At 42.4% G+C, this 18,877-nt stretch carries 18 protein-coding genes and 1 other annotated feature; of the genes, 5 read left to right on the forward strand and 13 right to left on the reverse strand.

What is annotated here, in order from left to right; translation table 11 throughout:
* Window positions 1-4 precede the first annotated feature (4 nt).
* Complete coding sequence (locus tag NSS76_RS13845; RefSeq protein WP_341082396.1) at window positions 5-361, forward strand: antibiotic biosynthesis monooxygenase family protein; 357 nt, start codon at window positions 5-7, stop codon at window positions 359-361.
* Window positions 362-444: 83 nt separating this feature from the next.
* Here NSS76_RS13845 and tyrS read toward each other — a convergent pair whose 3' ends face one another.
* On the reverse strand, window positions 445-1,713 hold the full coding sequence (gene tyrS / locus NSS76_RS13850) for a tyrosine--tRNA ligase (RefSeq protein ID WP_224426958.1): 1,269 nt from the start codon (window positions 1,711-1,713) through the stop codon (window positions 445-447).
* 52 nt (window positions 1,714-1,765) lie between these two features.
* Window positions 1,766-1,997, reverse strand: a binding site (T-box leader).
* A gap of 59 nt (window positions 1,998-2,056) precedes the next feature.
* On the reverse strand, window positions 2,057-3,781 hold the full coding sequence (acsA, locus tag NSS76_RS13855) for an acetate--CoA ligase (protein ID WP_024426174.1): 1,725 nt from the start codon (window positions 3,779-3,781) through the stop codon (window positions 2,057-2,059).
* 155 nt (window positions 3,782-3,936) lie between these two features.
* On the opposite strand from acsA, the gene NSS76_RS13860 reads away from it, so the two are divergent.
* From NSS76_RS13860 to NSS76_RS13870, 3 genes are read left to right on the forward strand one after another with little or no spacing between them, the layout of a single operon-like run.
* Window positions 3,937-4,569, forward strand: coding sequence for a GNAT family N-acetyltransferase (locus tag NSS76_RS13860; protein ID WP_039180674.1), 633 nt, complete (start codon window positions 3,937-3,939; stop codon window positions 4,567-4,569).
* 39 nt (window positions 4,570-4,608) lie between these two features.
* Window positions 4,609-5,250: a CBS and ACT domain-containing protein gene (locus tag NSS76_RS13865; RefSeq protein WP_039180676.1), complete on the forward strand. Its 642-nt coding sequence runs from the start codon at window positions 4,609-4,611 to the stop codon at window positions 5,248-5,250.
* Window positions 5,247-6,407 (forward strand): acetoin utilization protein AcuC, encoded by a 1,161-nt coding sequence (locus NSS76_RS13870; RefSeq protein WP_144516126.1) that lies wholly within the window; start codon window positions 5,247-5,249, stop codon window positions 6,405-6,407. Before NSS76_RS13865 ends, NSS76_RS13870 begins: the two co-directional genes overlap by 4 nt.
* Before the next feature lie 44 nt (window positions 6,408-6,451).
* Here NSS76_RS13870 and ccpA read toward each other — a convergent pair whose 3' ends face one another.
* The 11 genes from ccpA to NSS76_RS13925 form a co-directional block, all read right to left on the reverse strand.
* Window positions 6,452-7,453: a catabolite control protein A gene (gene ccpA / locus NSS76_RS13875; RefSeq protein WP_248351531.1), complete on the reverse strand. Its 1,002-nt coding sequence runs from the start codon at window positions 7,451-7,453 to the stop codon at window positions 6,452-6,454.
* A 452-nt stretch (window positions 7,454-7,905) separates the two neighbouring features.
* A complete protein-coding gene (locus tag NSS76_RS13880) occupies window positions 7,906-8,982 on the reverse strand; it encodes a bifunctional 3-deoxy-7-phosphoheptulonate synthase/chorismate mutase (RefSeq protein WP_034279528.1) in 1,077 nt (358 codons plus the stop codon).
* A 221-nt stretch (window positions 8,983-9,203) separates the two neighbouring features.
* A complete protein-coding gene (ytxJ, locus tag NSS76_RS13885) occupies window positions 9,204-9,527 on the reverse strand; it encodes a bacillithiol system redox-active protein YtxJ (protein WP_024426177.1) in 324 nt (107 codons plus the stop codon).
* A gap of 33 nt (window positions 9,528-9,560) precedes the next feature.
* On the reverse strand, window positions 9,561-10,031 hold the full coding sequence (locus tag NSS76_RS13890) for a YtxH domain-containing protein (protein ID WP_024424854.1): 471 nt from the start codon (window positions 10,029-10,031) through the stop codon (window positions 9,561-9,563).
* Window positions 10,032-10,057: 26 nt separating this feature from the next.
* Entirely contained in the window at window positions 10,058-10,477 is a 420-nt protein-coding gene (locus tag NSS76_RS13895; RefSeq protein ID WP_024424855.1) for a DUF948 domain-containing protein, read from the reverse strand.
* A gap of 222 nt (window positions 10,478-10,699) precedes the next feature.
* Entirely contained in the window at window positions 10,700-11,998 is a 1,299-nt protein-coding gene (gene murC / locus NSS76_RS13900) for a UDP-N-acetylmuramate--L-alanine ligase (RefSeq protein WP_024424856.1), read from the reverse strand.
* 303 nt (window positions 11,999-12,301) lie between these two features.
* Window positions 12,302-15,019, reverse strand: coding sequence for a DNA translocase FtsK (locus NSS76_RS13905; protein WP_341082397.1), 2,718 nt, complete (start codon window positions 15,017-15,019; stop codon window positions 12,302-12,304).
* Window positions 15,020-15,215: 196 nt separating this feature from the next.
* Complete coding sequence (gene ytpR, locus NSS76_RS13910; RefSeq protein WP_206534380.1) at window positions 15,216-15,821, reverse strand: YtpR family tRNA-binding protein; 606 nt, start codon at window positions 15,819-15,821, stop codon at window positions 15,216-15,218.
* Between the two features lie 16 nt (window positions 15,822-15,837).
* Window positions 15,838-16,650: a DUF1444 domain-containing protein gene (locus tag NSS76_RS13915; RefSeq protein ID WP_024426180.1), complete on the reverse strand. Its 813-nt coding sequence runs from the start codon at window positions 16,648-16,650 to the stop codon at window positions 15,838-15,840.
* 20 nt (window positions 16,651-16,670) lie between these two features.
* Complete coding sequence (locus NSS76_RS13920; protein WP_024424860.1) at window positions 16,671-16,991, reverse strand: thioredoxin family protein; 321 nt, start codon at window positions 16,989-16,991, stop codon at window positions 16,671-16,673.
* Complete coding sequence (locus NSS76_RS13925) at window positions 16,978-18,006, reverse strand: PTS transporter subunit IIC (RefSeq protein ID WP_044332407.1); 1,029 nt, start codon at window positions 18,004-18,006, stop codon at window positions 16,978-16,980. Before NSS76_RS13925 ends, NSS76_RS13920 begins: the two co-directional genes overlap by 14 nt.
* 200 nt (window positions 18,007-18,206) lie before the next feature.
* On the opposite strand from NSS76_RS13925, the gene NSS76_RS13930 reads away from it, so the two are divergent.
* On the forward strand, window positions 18,207-18,653 hold the full coding sequence (locus tag NSS76_RS13930) for a YtoQ family protein (protein ID WP_024426182.1): 447 nt from the start codon (window positions 18,207-18,209) through the stop codon (window positions 18,651-18,653).
* The last annotated feature ends 224 nt before the right edge of the window (window positions 18,654-18,877 follow it).

The following is an 18,877-nucleotide window of genomic DNA, read 5'->3' on the forward strand; positions in this document are numbered from 1 at the left end:
CTAGATGCTATTTACTCAAACACCTGCACCACCCTATTATGCCGTGATTTTCACATCAAAACGAACAAATGTCGAACAGAAACAATACGATGCGGCTGCTCAAAAAATGGAAGAATTAGCGAAAGATCTAGATGGATTTCTTGGAATAGAAAGTGTACGAGATGAACATGGTGTTGGAATCACTGTCTCTTACTGGGATTCATTAGAAGCCATCAAAGAATGGAAAGCACATACAGCACATCAGCGTGTTCAAAAAAAGGGGGAAAAAGATTGGTATGAATCCTATACAACCCGAATTTGTAAGGTAGAACATGCTTATACAAACAAAGATTCACACCTTGAACAAGAAGCAGACGAATGAGCTACTTCTACATAAAAAAGAAAAACACCTCAATGTATACGAACATTTGAGGTGCTTTTCCATGATGCTTACTGTTTCATACTTTATTTATACGTCACGAGGAAGTATTTCTTTTTCCCTCTTCTTAAAACAGTAAATTGATTTTCAATTCGGTCGTCAGCGGAAAGAACATAATCTTTATCTGTTTGTCTCTCTCCGTTGATGGAGACAGCACCATTTGTGATATCTTCACGCGCTTGACGCTTTGATGGAGACAGCTTTGATTCCACAAGGATATCGACTAGTGTTAATTCTTCTGTGCTGCTTTTCTCCATTGATGGAACATCCTTAAAGCCTACTTTCACTTCTTCAGCTGTAAGAGATTTGATCTCACCTTTAAATAGCGCATTTGAGATGTTAACAGCCTGTTCTAGTGATTCACGGCCATGTACAAGTGTTGTCACTTCCTCTGCTAGACGGCGCTGCGCTTCACGCTTTTCAGGTGCTGTTTGCACTTTTTCTTCGTACGATGCGATCTCTTCTTTTGATAAGAACGTAAAGTATTTTAAGTATTTCACGACATCACGGTCATCTGTGTTGATCCAGAATTGGTAGAACTCGTATGGAGACGTTTTTTCTTTATCTAACCAGATGGCGCCGCCTTCTGTTTTACCAAACTTTGTGCCGTCTGCTTTTGTGACAAGCGGCATCGTCAGACCAAATGCTTTTGCCCCTTCTGCTTCAGACTTACGGATCAGCTCAAGTCCAGATGTGATATTTCCCCACTGGTCACTTCCGCCGATTTGAAGCTTACAATTTTCATTTCTGTAAAGATTTAAGAAGTCTAAAGACTGAAGGATAACGTAGCTGAATTCTGTGTAAGAAATTCCTGTTTCGATACGTGAGCTCACGATATCTTTTGCCAGCATGAAGTTTACACCAAAGTTCTTTCCAACATCACGAAGGAACGTGATGACATTCATTTGGCTGATCCAGTCGTAGTTATTCACGATAACGGCTGGATTCTCCTCTGCTTCAAAATCAAGAAATTGAGACAGCTGTCCTTTGATTTTTTCTGACCACTGTTCGACGATTTCTGCTGGGTTGAGTGAACGTTCTGCTTTTTTGAAGCTAGGGTCGCCGATTAGTCCAGTTGCGCCGCCAACAAGAGCAATCGGATGATGACCTGCTTCTTGGAATCTGCGTAATGTTAAAATTGGCAATAGATGACCAATGTGTAAGCTGTCAGCTGTCGGATCAAAGCCGGAGTATAGTTTGATTTTTTCTTCTGCTAATAATTTTGTTAAACCTTCTTCATCTGTTTGCTGCTGAATTAATCCTCTGAACGATAGCTCTTCCATCAATTGACTCATTTTCAAATCTCCTTTTTTTACAATTCAACAAAAAAACGCCCCTTCGAATGAACGAAGGGACGATATATATCGCGGTACCACCCTGCTTAAAAGACAAAAAATCTCGTCTTTTCACTTACACTGATAACGGACAGATCCGTTCTTTCACTAATCAGGGCATGCTCCTTTTCGTAAAAGCGGTTCGTGAGGGTAATTCGAATATCTCTTTGTACTGACTCGCACCAGCCGTCAGCTCTCTTCAACAGGGAAAGATCATTCTACTGAATCTCAGTCAAAACCTTTTCATATTCAACTAATGTCATTTTTAACACACTTTTGATATCAAGTCAACTGATGAAAAAATTTAATCTTCCATTGTCGAAAGGTCGCCAGCAGGTAAATTCAGCTCCCACGCCTTTAGCACACGTCTCATAATTTTTCCGCTTCTCGTTTTCGGCAGTTTGTCTTTGAACTCAATTTCTCGCGGTGCCGCATGTGCTGCGAGTCCTTTTTTCACAAATGTACGAATCTCTTCTTTCAGCTCATCTGTCGGCTCATATCCGCTTCTAAGCGCTATAAATGCTTTAATAATTTCACCGCGGACCGGATCTGGCTTTCCAATGACACCAGCCTCCGCAATAGCTGGATGTTCGACCAGTTTACTTTCCACCTCAAATGGACCGACCCGCTCTCCTGACGTCATGATGACATCATCGACACGTCCCTGGAACCAAAAGTATCCGTCTTCGTCCATATAAGCTGAATCTCCTGAAACATACCAATCTCCCGGCATAAAGTAAGATTCATATTTTTCAGGATTGTTCCAGATCGTATGCATCATAGAAGGCCAGCCTTTTTTAATCGCAAGGTTGCCCATCCGGTATGGCGGAAGTTCATTTCCTGCATTATCGACAATTGCCGCTTCTACGCCTGGAATTGGTTTTCCCATCGAGCCTGGCTTGATGTCCATGCATGGATAATTACAAATCAGCTGAGCACCGGTTTCTGTCATCCACCAAGTGTCGTGAATTCGCTTGCCAAAAACAGCATCTCCCCAGCGGATGACTTCTGGATTAAGCGGCTCTCCCACACTTAAAACATGACGGAGCGAGCTGAGGTCATATTTTTGAATGAGATCATCCCCTGCCCCCATGAGCATTCTAAAGGCGGTCGGGGCACTGTACCAAACGGTTACACCGAGTGATTCAATGGTTTCATACCACGTATCAGGATTAAACCGGCCGCCTAAAATCACATTCGTCGCCCCATTTAACCACGGTGAAAAAATACCGTACACTGTGCCTGTAACCCAGCCTGGATCAGCTGTACACCAGTAAACGTCATCCTCTTTCAAGTCAAGCACCCATTTACCAGTCTGGCCTTGCTGGACCATTGCACCATGGACATGAAGCACACCTTTTGGCGTACCAGTAGATCCTGATGTGTAATGAAGCAGGAAGCCGTCTTTTTCATCCATCCATTCAATCTCAAGCTCCTTTGCTGCCTCCTCAAACGCCTTTTCATAGTGAATTGTCCGCACACCATCGACGTCTTCGTTTTCACCGCCGACAATGACGACAGATTCAAGCTTCGGAAGCTCTGCAAATGGAATTCGCTCGAGCAGATCAGGTGTTGTCACGATCACCTTTGCCTCGCTATTCTCTAAACGATCTTTGACAGCACCTTCCATAAATGCCTCAAATAACGGGCCAACGATCGCTCCAATTTTAACTGCACCAAGCAGAAGAAAATAGAGCTCAGGTGATCTTGGCATAAAGATAAACACGCGATCCCCTTTTTCTACATGTGCCTTTTCTCTGAATAGATTTCCCGCTTTATTTGTGTTGATTTTCATATCCCTGAACGTATACTTTTCATCCCGCTGTGAATCTTTGTAGTGAAGCGCCACCTTGTTCTGACGAAACGAGTCCGCATGTCTGTCAATCGCTTCATAGGCTGCATTTATTTTTCCTGTTTCATACCAGGAGAAGTTTTTTCTAGCTTCCTCCCATGAAAAATCTTTGTATGCCTGCTCATAATCATTTAAATGATAATCCCCTTTTACTGATGGTAGCGTTTCCAATTTCATCAAACAGTCCCCCTTTGCATACGTTTACAATGACCATTATAGTATAGATGACTTTTTTTCTCAATTTTTAAAAAACTTCTGATGAAACCGTTTTAATTATTGCAAGATTTAAGATAGAATAGAGACGACTCACTAGAATTAGGGGCGGTGGATACGTGGAGCATCCTAAAACTTATTATTCAAAAACCATTGAGCGAGAAACAGGTTCCATCCTGATTGAAGGACCGGTACCTGCATCAGCGCTTGCGAACTATACGTTTCATGAAGGACTAACGGCATTTCGCACGCCTGAGGAACAGAAACAAGCACTTGTTGAAATAGCAGATCTTCCAGAAGGACGTATTATCATTGCAAGAGTGAATGAGCTTGTCGTAGGCTATGTCACGTATTTGTATCCTGATCCACTTGAGCGCTGGTCAGAGGGCAAAATGGACAATTTAATTGAGCTTGGCGCAATTGAGGTCGCTCCTCCATTTAGAGGATGCTCACTTGGCAAGCATTTGCTTGATGTGAGCATGATGGATGAGCAAATGGAGAATTACATCATCATTACAACTGAATATTACTGGCATTGGGATTTAAAGGGGACAAAGAAAAACGTTTGGGAGTACCGCAAAATGATGGAGAAAATGATGAACGCAGGCGGTCTTGTCTGGTTTGCAACAGACGAGCCAGAGATTAGCTCACATCCAGCCAATTGTTTAATGGCCAGAATTGGGAAACATGTGAGTCCTGATTCGATCGAGCGTTTCGATCGTCTTCGCTTCCATCAGCGCTTTATGTATTAACGTTCAATTCGTTTTTTTGGCAAAGGGGATTGGTAAACAATGATGATTGAACAAATTATGGAGCGTGATGTGATCACGCTGCGAAAAACCGATACGATTGAAGAAGCCATTCAAAAAATGAGTGCACACCACATCCGGCATATTCCGATCGTATCTGATCAAGGATCTGTCATTGGGATGGTGACAGATCGGGATATTAAAAATGCCAGTCCAAGTATTTTTGAGACAGAGAAAAGAAAGCTCTTTATTCAGCGGCCAGTCGAAGAGATCATGGTATTAGAGACGATCACTGCTCACCCGCTTGATTTCGTTGAGGAGATATCAAGTGTCTTTTTTGAGCACGGAATTGGCTGTCTTCCGGTGGTGAGACGTGGCAAACTTGTAGGCATTATCACAAAAACAGATCTGCTTCGTACGTTTGTAAGACTGACAGGTGCAGATCAGCCTGGATCGCACTTAGAGGTTGAAGTGGAGCAGATGACTGAAGGCCTCGCAGACATTACAGCCATTTTAAAGGAGCAGCATATTCAATTGCTGAGTGTGCTTGTGTATCCTCATGCCAATGAGGCTTCTAAAGTGCTCGTATTCCGCCTTCAAACCATTCATGCAGATCATGTGATGAAGCTGATTCGCGCAAAAGGCTATAAGGTGCTCTGGCCTATGGAGCAGACGATCAAATGAAGGAAGCGACCTTTGTTTTTTCACCATCTTTTCAAACGTACCAATTTAACCAAGATCATCCCTTCAATCAGCTTCGTGTCTACTTAACTTATGATCTTCTTCAAAAAATGAAGGCGTTAACAGAGGATGAAATTGTCGCACCGCGTATGGCTACTCTGGAGGAATTAAAGCTCGTCCATACAGCAGATTATATCCAGGCCGTGCAGCGGGCAAGTGAAGGAAAGCTGTCTACAGCAGAGGGGGAACGCTACGGTCTTGGCACAGAGGATACACCAATGTTCGCAGGCATGCATGAGGCGGCATCTCTCCTTGTTGGCGGAACGTTAACAGCAGTTGATCAAGTGATGCTCGGTCATTCCCAGCATGCACTCAATCTTGGCGGCGGGCTTCACCACGGGTTCAAAGGGCGTGCATCTGGCTTTTGTATTTATAATGACAGCTCGGTGGCGATTCAATATATTCAAAAGACGTATGGCGCTAGAATTTTATATATTGATACGGATGCTCATCACGGCGATGGTGTCCAGTTCAGCTTCTATGACGACCCAGAGGTATGTACAGTCTCCATTCATGAAACGGGACGCTACTTGTTCCCTGGAACCGGACAAGTACAGGAAAGAGGCCACGATAAAGGCTATGGCTACGCCTATAATATTCCGCTAGATGCATTTACGGAAGATGAATCGTTCCTCGAAGCATACCGAACAGCAGTGACTGAGATTGCTGCTTTTTTTAAACCAGATGTGATTTTGACGCAAAACGGGGCCGATGCACACTACTATGATCCGTTAACTCATTTATCTGCCACCATGAAAATATATGAGGAAATTCCTAGAATTGCCCATGAGCTTGCGCATCAATATTGTGATGGCAAATGGATCGCTGTTGGCGGAGGGGGATATGATATTTGGCGCGTCGTCCCAAGAGCGTGGAGCCGTATTTGGCTTGAGATGAAAGGCATTATACCGCCAGATGAACTCCCTCGGGATTGGATTCAAGCCTGGAATAAGCAATCGCCTGTTACCCTTCCACCTACGTGGAGAGACCCTGACGATTTATATCCACCGATCCCAAGAAAAGCTGAAATCACAGAAAAGAATGCTCAAACAGTAGAAAAAGCACTCATGCCTGTTAGAAGAGAAAAGAAAAAGGCATAAGAAAAGCAGGCTTTCCCTCACAAGGTAAGCCTGCTTTTTTTGTTTTATTTTGTTGATTGTCTTTCTTCAATTCTGTGCGGAAGCTCAACAATTTGATCGTCCACTTGTTCTTTGTTCATCAGCTTTGTGAGCAGTCTCATGGCAACAGCACCAATATCATATGTCGGCTGAACGACTGTTGTCAGCTGAGGACGCACCATGAGAGAAAGTCTTGTATTATCAAAGCCAATCACTTCTAAATCTCCAGGAATGGAGACTCCTCTGTCTTGTGCTCCGTGAATGACACCTAGCGCCATTTCATCTGTAGCTGCGATAACAGCTGTCGGTTTGTCAGACTGCTCAAGCAGATGAGCAAGTGCTTCAATTCCAGAATCATAAGAGTAATCGCCTTCAGCGACGAGTGCATCGTCAAACGCGATACCCGCTTCTTCAAGCGCACGCTTATAACCTGCAAGCTTTCTCACGGAATTAATTGGCTCTGACATTGGACCAGAAACAAACGCAATTCGTTTATGTCCTTTTTCAACTAACAGCTGAACGGAATCATAAATCGCCTGCTCATAGTTGATGTTAACAGATGGTGTTTGAGCCTGTTCTTCAACAGATGCTGCAAGCACAATCGGTACAGGAGAGCGCTTAAATTCTTCCACATGCACATCTGTGATGTTTCCGCCCATAAAGACAATTCCGTCTACTTGTTTGCCAAGCATCGTATTTAACAAATGAAGCTCTTTATCCGTATTTTGATCTGAGTTGCTTAAAATGATGTTGTATTTATACATCGTGGCGATATCTTCAATACCGCGTGCTAATTCTGAATAGAAGATACTAGAAATATCAGGGATGATGACCCCAACTGTCGTTGTTTTTTTACTTGCAAGGCCTCGTGCCACTGCATTCGGACGATAGCCAAGGCGATCAATCGCTTCAAGCACCTTTTTTCTTGTTGTTGGTTTTACGTTTGGATTACCATTTACTACGCGTGATACCGTTGCCATACTTACATTTGCTTCTCTTGCTACATCATATATTGTAACATTATTCACATAAATCACTCCTTCAAATACACTTCATATCTATAGCATTCACCAATTGGATAGAGACATGTCAGATACGAGGAAAATAATATCCTATTTGTCATTAAAACGATGAAAAGAGACACATAATTTTTCAATCTACATCAAAATGACATTCTTTTATGAAATTATACACGTTTTTTTGTCATATGAAAACGTTCCCTTTCTTTTTATAACTAAATTAAACAAACTTTAATCAGCTTGTTACCTGTAATTTGAATCATATTTCATAAAAAATCATCGAGAACGCCAGCTATGACAATGATCTTAGCAGATTCTATCGAATTTTAAAAATGAAAACATTGTGAACAAGCACTTTTTGGGCTTGCAATGTGCTTTCTTCCTTTCATTCCCAAACCTCATGGTATTTTTTCCATAAAAAAACCGCCGGGCAGTCATCCGGCGGCTATTTCTATCTATGATTACGCGTGAATGTTGACAAGTGGTCTTAACGCATCTAACCATTTTTCGAATTGTGGAATGTCCATTTGCTGCGCTGAATCAGATAGAGCAACAGATGGATCTGGATGTACTTCTGCCATGACACCGTCTGCTCCAATCGCAAGAGCTGCTTTTGCTGTTGGAAGGAGAAGATCTCTACGTCCAGTTGAATGCGTCACATCAACGAAGACTGGTAAATGTGTCTCTTGTTTCAAGATTGGCACTGCCGAGATATCTAGTGTATTTCTTGTCGCTGTTTCGTATGTGCGGATACCGCGCTCGCAAAGGATGATTTGATCATTTCCTTGGGCGATGATGTATTCAGCTGCATTGATGAATTCAGAAATGGTCGCTGCAAGACCGCGTTTTAAAAGAACTGGTTTCTTCACGGAACCGGCTTCTTTTAATAGTTCGAAGTTTTGCATGTTACGTGCCCCAATTTGGATGACATCGATATGCTCAATCGCTTCTTCAATATGAGCAGGATTAACAATTTCACTAATGACAGCAAGACCGTATTCATCCGCTACACGCTTTAGAATCTTTAGACCATCTACACCAAGTCCTTGGAAGTCATATGGACTTGTGCGAGGTTTAAATGCGCCACCGCGAAGTAGTTTTAATCCTTGCTGTTTCGCTGCTGCCGCTACTTCTGCGACTTGCTCGTAGCTTTCAACGGCACATGGTCCAACGATGAAACGCTGTTTTCCATCACCGATCGCTTCCCCATTGATGTTCACGATTGTGTTTTCTGGTTTTTTCTTACGAGAAACAAGAAGTGCTTTGCTGTGGTCATCTTCTTGAAGCTCTAGACCTGCTTTGAAAATCTCTTTGAAAATATGTTGAATCGTTGAATTTTCAAATGGCCCATCATTTTCTTCAAGAATTTGGTTCAGCATTGTGCGCTCTCTGACAGGATCATAACGGTTGACACCTTGCGCTTCTTTCGCTTTTCCAATTTCTTTTACAATGTTTCCTCTTTCATTGATCAGTTTTAAGATTTGAAGATTTAGTTCATCTGCTTGCTGCCTCAATTTTTCTAATTCATTGTTGCTCATTTTTGTCATCCTTTCCTCTGCCTGCTCTCGCTTTTTATTTTTTCATTCTAGCATGATAGGGTTTATTATAAACAAAGATTTCGGAATTGTCACGAAAATTTTCTTTATTACCCAAACGCTTTTAAGCGGTAAAGTATCGTATGTAAGATTATAGCATACTTTTTGTTCAAGTAAACCTTTTTTATAAAAAAAACGTCAGCCGCTGCTGACGTTTCTTTCTTTTACAGATTATGTTCAAGCGCTTCTTTTGTAATGCTTGAGTGAGAAGCATGCCATTTTACTTTTCCACCGCTAAAGATGAGTGCCTGCGGACTTTCATGCTTTACTCCAGACTTTTCCGTCACATAGGATGAAAGCTCTCTCGTGTTTTGAATTTGTAAGAAATACGCAGGTACGTCTTCATGTGCAGACGCAAATGCTTCAAACTCTTGAAAAGCCGCTTGGCTGATCGGACATGTCAAACTGTGCTTAAAAAAGACAAAGGTCCCATCTTGATTCGTTAGTTGATCAAACTGTTCTTCTGTTTCAATGAGTTGTTTTGACATGATGTTCTCCTTCTTCACTTCGAGCAGTGAGCGTTAGCCTTTAGTAGATTGTTCTACTTTTTCTTTGACATCCTTGATGCCGTCTTCAATTTCTGATTTTGCTTCTTGTGCTCGTACTTTTGCTTCATCAGCTACATCTGATGCTTCGCTTGCTAAATCAGCTGCCGCATCTTCTGCTTCACTTTTCACATGATTAGCTTTACCAGCAGCACGGTCTTTTATGTCTTTCACTTTGTCTAAAATCTGGTTTGACTGCTCTGCTACAAGCTGAGACAATTCAGACGTTTTATCTTTCGCAATCGTCACATATTCAGTGCCTCTTTCTTTTGCATCTGTTGTGAGCCGGTCTGTTTTTTCTTTTAACGCATTCGCTTGGGTGTTCAAATCATCGCGAAGCTCTTTCCCTGACTTCGGTGCTAAAAATAATGCTGTTGTTGCACCAACAATTCCACCAATAAGTGTTCCGATCAAAAAGTCTTTGCTATTGATTCCGTCTTTGCTCATGATTATTCCTCCTATGCGAATATGGTTTATTTTTGGTGTTTACGCTGTTTCCATTTTTTATAAATTTCAAGTGCTGCGTTACTCCAGCTAACCACATCCGTCACTTTTTCTTGATTTCTTTCAACGGATGAAGAAACCGCACCAGCTGCCTGCTTTATGCTTGTATTAAATTGGTTGATCGAGCCGCCAATTCCCTGCACCGCATCCACAACTGTATTGAGTTTTGCTGATTTGTCTTGAATATCTTCAGCAAGCTGATTCGTCTTATGTAGCAACTGTGCTGTCTCTGTGGTGATGCCTTGCATCTGACCTTCAAGACCTTCTAAAGTTGATGCAACATTCTTTAATGTCAGCTGTAAGGATTTTAATGTTTTGGACAAATAGATGACAAGAATGAGGAAAGCAATTGCGATCAGTGCAACGCTTAGATATAGAATAATAATCATCTGATACCTCCTTTGCTGCGGGCATATTCAATTCATTACCCTCTCGTTGTATCATTCAAACATCGCCTAGAATGACCGATTGAATAATAATTCTACACTTATTCGCTAATTCCTGTCCACAGCGAACGAAAAAAAGCGCCGCATGTTGCCACATTTAGCCCTTTTGTCACATTTTATTCAAAATAAAAAAAGTGCCGTGTGAAACGGCACTTTTTTAAGCATTTATACAGCAACTTTTTCATAAGCACGCAAATATTTCTGAATGTCTCCTGCTCCCATAAAGATCAGAATCGCATCTTCGTGCGTTTTCAGCACAGATGTATCTTCTTCCTCAATTAATTGGGCCTGCGGGATTTTTTCTTGTAAATCTTCAATGCTCAGCTTCCCAATGTTTTCACGGGCTGAACCGAAAATATCACAAAGGTAGACATAGTCGGCTTTCTTTAGACTGTCAGCAAATTCACTTAAGAATTGCTGTGTACGTGTGAACGTATGCGGCTGGAAGACAGCTACAATATCACGGTCCGGATATTTTTGGCGAGCTGCTTCAATCGTGACTTCAATTTCAGTTGGATGATGTGCATAATCGTCAATTAAGACCTGCTCACCGACCACTTTTTCATTAAAGCGTCGTTTCACACCGCCAAATGTCGTTAATGCGCCTTTGATAAGCTCTACATCAATGGACTCATAGTGACATAATGCAATGACAGCTAACGAGTTGAGGACATTATGATTTCCGTAGGCAGGAATGTAGAAGGTATCATAAAACGTATTGCGTACAAATACATCAAATGTAGTGCCTTCCGTATTTTTCACAACATTGCGAGCTTGGAAATCATTTTCTTCGTTGAAACCGTAGTACACAACAGGTACCTTCGCTTGAATCTTTGGCAGATGCTCATCATCACCACAGGCAATAATGGCTTTTTTCACTTGAAGCGCCATGTTTTGAAATGCATCAAACACGTCATCAATATCCGAGAAATAATCAGGGTGATCAAAATCAATATTGGTCATGATCGCATAATCTGGATGATAGCTGAGGAAGTGTCTGCGGTATTCGCATGCTTCAAAGACAAAATACTCGCTGTTTTCTTTCCCCATTCCAGATCCATCACCGATTAAGTACGAAGTAGGTTTGGCTGCCTGCATGACGTGAGCAAGCAGTCCTGTTGTCGATGTTTTTCCATGAGCACCAGTAATCGCAACGTTTGTGAATGAATCCATGTATTCTCCAAGGAATTTATGGTAACGAATGACAGGAATCCCTTCAGAAAGGGCACGTTCAATCTCAGGGTGTGTATCAGGGAATGCATTTCCTGCGATGACCGTCATCCCTGGCTGAATATTATCAGGGTCAAATGGTAGAATTTTAATATTTCGTTCTTCTAATGCTTTTTGTGTAAAGATATGTTTTTCGATATCCGATCCTTGGACAGTATACCCAGTATCATGAAGAATTTGGGCCAGTGGACTCATACCTGTCCCTTTTATTCCAACAAAATGATAAACAGTCATAATTGTACCTCCAACAAACGTCTATCTGACTTACAGTATATGACGCTCATTTCAATTTGCAACTTGTGATTTTTGCCTCTAGCTGATCACAGATCGCAGCTCCAAATAAAGATTTTTTTCCGATCTTCCTATTCTAATCAATATTAACTATGATTAGTATCCGACAACTTTCCCATTTCTAACACCTGTTTCCGCTTATTTTACATAAAAAAGCGTTCTGGCAGACATGCGAAAAGCGTCCAATTACAAAATTGCACCTATGTGCTATCATACCATGTTTACGAAAAAAATGAAGTGGTTTGTTTAGATCAACTGTTCTAAGTCACTAAGTGTCATGAGCACTTCTCTTGGCTTACTGCCTTTCGCACCAGAGATCATGCCCTCGCGCTCCATCATGTCTATCAACCTGGCTGCACGATTGTAGCCAATTCTAAATCTTCGCTGCAAACTTGATGTACTAGCGCTATTCTGCTCGATGGCAAAACGGCAGGCATCCATAAACAATTCATCTTCGTCTGTAATCGCAGAGCCTTGCAGCATTAGTTCCTCCTGTTCAAAAAGGAACACGGGCTTGCGCTGCTTTCTCACATGTGCTACCACTTGATCAATCTCACGGTCTGATACAAAGTTCCCTTGAAGCCTTGTCGGCTTGCCAGAGCCATTTTCTAAGAAGAGCATGTCCCCTTTTCCGAGAAGCTTTTCTGCACCTGCCATGTCAATAATCGTTCTTGAATCCACCTGACTTGAAACAGAAAACGCAATTCTTGTTGGGATATTGGCTTTAATGAGACCTGTAATGACATCAACAGAAGGTCTTTGTGTCGCAATCAATAAGTGAATGCCGCATGCTCTTGCTTTCTGTGCAATTCGGCAGATGCTTTCTTCGACTTCATTTGGTGCAACCATCATTAAATCAGCCAGCTCATCAATCACCACGACGAGATAAGGCAGTTTTTCACCCATTTGTTTTTCTTTCACAAGCTCATTGAATCGTTTAATTTCTCTCACGCCAGAGTGTGCAAATAGTTCATAGCGTCTTTCCATTTCATCCACTACCCATTTCAGAGCAGCTGTTGCTGTCTTGGCATCGGTAATGACGGGACTCACAAGATGCGGAATGTGATTATACGGCGCTAATTCAACCATTTTAGGGTCAATTAAGAGCATTTTCACTTCATCTGGTGATGCTTTAAACATTAAGCTCACTAAAATCGTATTAATGCAGACGCTTTTTCCTGAACCAGTGGCTCCGGCAATTAAGCCATGGGGCATTTTTTGCAGATCAACCACGACAGGCTGGCCTGAAATATCTAATCCGAGTGCCGCTGTTAAAGGAGATGGATTGTCTCTAAACGCACTGCTTCTGATCATTTCTCTTAAGAACACCATTTTACTGTGCAGGTTTGGCACTTCGATCCCGATTGTGTTCTTTCCTGGAATCGGGGCTTCAATTCGAATATCCTTTGCGGACAAACTAAGTTTAATATCATCTGACAGGTTCGTGATTTTGTTCACTTTGACACCTGGTTCTGGATGTACTTCAAACCTTGTCACAGAAGGGCCCTGTGTGACATGAACCACACTTGCTCTTACGTTGAAATTTTTAAGTGTCGCATTGAGCAGCTCAGCCCGCTCTTTCACCCATGTCCCGTCCTCTTCTTTTTGAGCTGGCGGTACGTCTAAAAGGGCGAGACTTGGAAAAACATATCCTTGTGTATCGGCTGCTTTCTTTTGCCCTTGCACGCGCTGGTCGCTTTTTAACATCATGACATTAAAAGGAACCGTGGAGGTTTGACCGCTTGTGCGTTGTGGCTGCGGAGATGTCTGTTTTGGTTCTTCTTTCTTGACTTCCTGCGTTTGTTCTTGCTGCTCTGTCAGTTCTATGACCGTTTCTGCCGGTTCAGATGCAGTTTGTTCCTCTCTTACTTGCTCTACTGGCACCGCTTGATCTTCTTCAATTTCAGCTTCTTGAACCAGCTGATCTTCCGGCAGGTCATGTTTGACTGGCTCAGCTTCTTCAAATGCTGCCGCTGGCGCTTCTTCTTGTTTGTCTTCCATTGGATCAGCTTCTACTTCTTCCACCGGTTCTGCTGAAATGTTTTCTGTTAACGCCGCTTCTTCTGCTGGAATGTCTACTTCCATTTCAATTGCCGGCTGCGAAGGTTCCGGTGTTTCAAAGGTCAACATCTCTATTTCCTCAGTATGCTCTTCAAACTGATGGACAGGCTCGTCTTTTATTTCTTCGTCATTGCTTGAGGCAGCCTGTTCTGTCTCAGGCTCTACCGGCTGCTTCTGATAGACTTCGGCTTGCTGCTTATGTAAATCAGCTTCATGATGATCTTCTGGCTCGATGAAAGGCTCGTCAGTTAAACGTTCCATCGTCGATTGAACATGATCTTGATAAGCGAGTTCCTCTTGTAATGTATGCGGGGTTACTGCTGGCTCCTTATCTGCTCTCTCTTCTGCTGACGCTGAAACCATTTCCTCGATACGTTTTTCTTTCTGTATTGACGGGATGTTCATTTGCTGTCTGACATTCCGTTCACGCTCTGCCTCTTCTGATAACAGTGTGACACGCTGCGCCGTTTCTTCTGCTGCTTTCCTTTGAACTGAAGCTGTTTCTTCTTTTGCATCTGCCCGTTTTGGACGCATATCCTGATGATAGCCATAGATCGGTGATGGAATTTGCTCTGGTTTGAATGGCTTTTTATTCATATCAGGCTGAAGCGTTTGTTTAGGCTGATAGGTTGTCTGTCTGGTCTTTGACTGGCTTGGTTTGGCGCGTCTTCTCTCCGGCTTCACTCCATCGCGCTGAGGTTCATCTGGAACGAGCGGAAAGCGAAAGTTCCCTTTTGGATATTCATAATACACTTTCGTATCTTCGATTTTTTTATATTCTTTATGCGGTTCAAAAGCTGGCTGCTTTGGTGCAGCTAGATCTTCTTCAGGTCTTGCAGCTTTTTCTTCTTTCTTTTCTTCTCCTAAAAATACACTAAAAAATTTATCTAACCAACTCATCATTTATCACTCACTTTAACTCCCCTTACGTTTTCTTGGGCGATTTTTAGTATACCATTGCTTTTTCATGCAGAAAAGCGAGAAAAGTGCCGCTTTTTGCTGTTCATGCTGTCTGTAGATGAAAAAAAGTCACTAAGTACGTACTTAGTGACTTTTGGTATAACACATTCTTCGCTCCTATGTGTCCGTTTATGGGAGGTTACGCTTTAAAGGGTTCGCCAGCTTGATGGCTTCCATCTAAAACAAGAATCCCTTTTTCAGCAGGTGCGTCTGGAAGATCTAACTCTTTCGCTGAACAGATCATGCCGCTTGATGGAACACCTCTAAGCTCAGCATCTTTGATGACCATACCGTTTGGCATCACTGCACCGACCTTCGCCACCACGACATATTGGCCTTGGTCAACGTTTGGTGCACCGCATACGATTTGTAAGGTTTCATCGCCTACATCAACTTGGCAAATGTTTAATTTATCCGCGTTCGGATGCTTTTCTTTTTCCTTCACATAGCCGACAACAAATTTTGGTGATAGATCCACAGTCAACGTTTCACTGACACCGTTGCGGTTTAAAATTTCATTGATATCTTGAACAATGGTTTCAGAAAGCGGGACAGATCCGTTTTCTTCAATTTTCATGTAAGTGGATGCATTGAAGATATTAAAGCCTGTTGTTTCTTTTGTTTCTTGATTGAAGATTCGTACAACATCTCCAAACGTCTCATGACCTACTTCTTCTCTCGTCACATCTTTCAATGAAATAAGGAGTGTGTCGCCTACACCTTCTGCATTATAAAAAACGTTCATTCTTCAAAATTCCCTTCTACTGCTGTTTTGGTCTGCTTTTTGCAAGTATAAAGATCGGTTCAAGCTTCCCCTCATCATATAAAAATGATAATGCGGTAATCGGAACCGTACCGCTGGCGAAGAAGCTCATCGACATCTGTCCTAAAATATCATAGCCTGAATCATTGCGAACATCAGCAATGATGAATACATCTTGATGGGGAACAGAAATCGCCATTTGTCCTTCTATTTTTTGCGCGTATTCTTGTAATAACGATTCATTTAAAAGTCTGCTGGCGTCATATCCGTCATTTGCACGGAAGAAATAAAACCGGTTGCCTGCCACTTCATCCATTTTCACTACAGTTTCTAGCGAACGGACATTGAAGCTGGCGGTTTCTCTAATTCGCTCTTTTGTCCAGTTTTCCTTTTGAAGCATCTTTTCATCAATTAATCGATAGGTGCTTCCAAGATCAAGTGCATAGTAGATTCTCGTTTCTGCTGTATGTTCATCAAACACGAGGGGAATTCCATCACTTGATGCCTCAGGAAAGGAAGTGGAACGAATGACTGGATAGATCTGCTTTTCTTTTCCTGAAATGTGCTGCGCTTCGCCTTTCATCGCACTCAGCGCTTCTTTCACATAATAAACGATCTCATCGATGGTTTCATCAGGCTTTACTTCCCATTTTGCAATAATTGGCGGGAGCTCTAGTGTGATGCCTTTGCCTGTTTGTTTATCTTCAATACGAAGCGTATCTTTTTCCCGGTCAAACTGGTGTGACCAGCTGTCGTTCGTTAGACGGCTTTTGAGTTCATTCGCAAGCTGTCTTGATGTCATTTTTGCCATCGTTTTAGACTCTCCTTTCGTTATTTAGAAAGAGAATCTGTTAAAAATGCTTCAATCTCTTCCTTTGTCTTACGATCTTTGCTGACAAAGCGGTTAATCTCTTGTCCGTTTTTAAAGACTAAAAAGCTTGGAATGCCGTAAATTTCCCACTCTGCACAAGTGTCAATGAACTTGTCTCTATCAACATAGAAGTACTCAAATTCTGGGTAGTTTGCTTCAAGCTCTGGCAAGAATGGCTCAATAAATGTGCAGTCCGGGCACCAGTCAGCTGAAAATAGCAATACCGTTAAGTCTTCTTGAATCACTTTTTGTAATTCTTCGTTTGATTCAATTTTTTTCATGTTTCATTCCTCCAGTTTGTATGGTTAAATCTCCGTATTGTATATAGCCTTTCTTTCTCATCCATTCTGATACTACCAAACTAATCACTGCCGGGCCAACGATATGCAAGAGAGCTATCGCCAGAAACACAGATGGATGAAACCCCATGACGGTCAGGGTCATGAGCTGTCCAACAAGGCCGCTCGTTCCCATTCCCGCTCCTGCCGCATTATTGACCATCCCAAAGCCAATAATACCAATTGGCGCGAGAATCAGACCAGCAATCGTCGGCGGAATCAGGATGAGGGGATTTTTCACAATGTTCGAAAGCTGCAATTTTGACGTTCCAATGCCGACAGCCGCAAGACCGCCAAAGCGATTTTCTCTAAAGCCTGCAGCAGCAAAGCCAACCATTTGAGCACAGCAGCCAATCGTTGCAGCACCAGCAGCGGTTCCGCTTAAGTCAAGCATAAGCGCAAGTGCAGCACTTGAGATCGGAGAACTGAGGGCAAGTCCAACAATGGTCGCTACCAGCATGCCCATGATCAGCGGGCTTTGGTCTGTCCCCCACATAATGAGCCTGCCGAGCCCTGTCATCATGGCTTCAATCCCAGGTCCGATGAAAGCAGCGGTGAAAAAGCCAGTGATAATGGTGACAAGCGGCGTTAAAATAATATCAATTCTTGTCTCACCACTGACCAGCTTGCCGAGTTCCACACCAATTAATGCTGCGGCAAAGCTTCCAGCAGGACCCCCAAGCTCTGCTCCAGCAGCACCTGAGACAACACTTGCAAAAATGATTAATGGAGAAGCATTTAAGCGATAAGCAACTGCTACGCCAATTGCCGGTCCCATCAGTCCCATAGCAAGCGTTCCCATTTTCACAATGAGAGAAAGTGATAACAGACCGCCTGCTGTTTTTAAAATCAGACCTACCACTAATGTAGCAAATAGACCTAAAGCCATATAAGAAAGTGCATCAATGAAATACACCTTTAGTGAAAGGGAGATCCCCTTTCTTTTCAAATAAGTCATCAACGTCGTCTTCCTGCTTTCTCATAGGAAAGACGAAGAGGCCTGTCCTTCCCATTATATGTAGTATTCTTACGATGAAAAATAGTCTCTACCATGAATATCATAATCATATTTTTTTTGCTTTATCAAGCACTTCTTGTGTAACATGAAAAGAAACAGGACAAACCTTTACTAAGTTTGTACAAAAGGAGGAGATCGTTATGCAATTAACTGTCTATTTAGCTGGAGAAATTCATAGCCAGTGGCGTGATGAAATCAAGGAGAAAAGCCAATCTTTGAAGCTGCCAGTGACATTTGTCGGTCCAATGGAGAATCATGACCGCTCAGATAACATCGGTGAGGATATTTTAGGTGAGCAGCCGAATGCCATTTTCAAAGATGATGCAGCTTCTGATTTGAACAATTTTCGTACTGAAATTTTATTAAACAAAGCAGATGTCGTCATTGCACGCTTTGGTGAGAAATATAAACAGTGGAACACAGCCATGGATGCATCTGCTGCGATTGCAAAAGGGAAACCTCTTATTTTAATCCGTCCAAAAGAGCTGCACCATCCGTTAAAAGAACTCTCAAACAAAGCAAATATCACTGTGGAAACCGTAAACCAAGCGATCAAGGCGTTATCTTATGTGTTTGAACAGCAATAATAAAGAAGGCTGCTCTCATTGAAGAGGCAGCCTTTCAGATAGTTGACAAAGGGCTAAAATGATGTTTATTTTAGCCCTTTGTCTTCTTTTCAGCGTGATAGAAAACCTTTGCAGTCTAAGAAGGACGAGTACCGGAGCGGAGCGAATTGTACATTCGTGAGCACCGGCACGCAGGACTGACAAAGAATGCGAGGGTTTGTCTACACGCTGAAGCTGCTCTCATT

The organism is Bacillus sp. FSL R5-0654 (assembly GCF_038008745.1).
GTDB lineage: Bacteria > Bacillota > Bacilli > Bacillales > Bacillaceae > Bacillus > Bacillus safensis.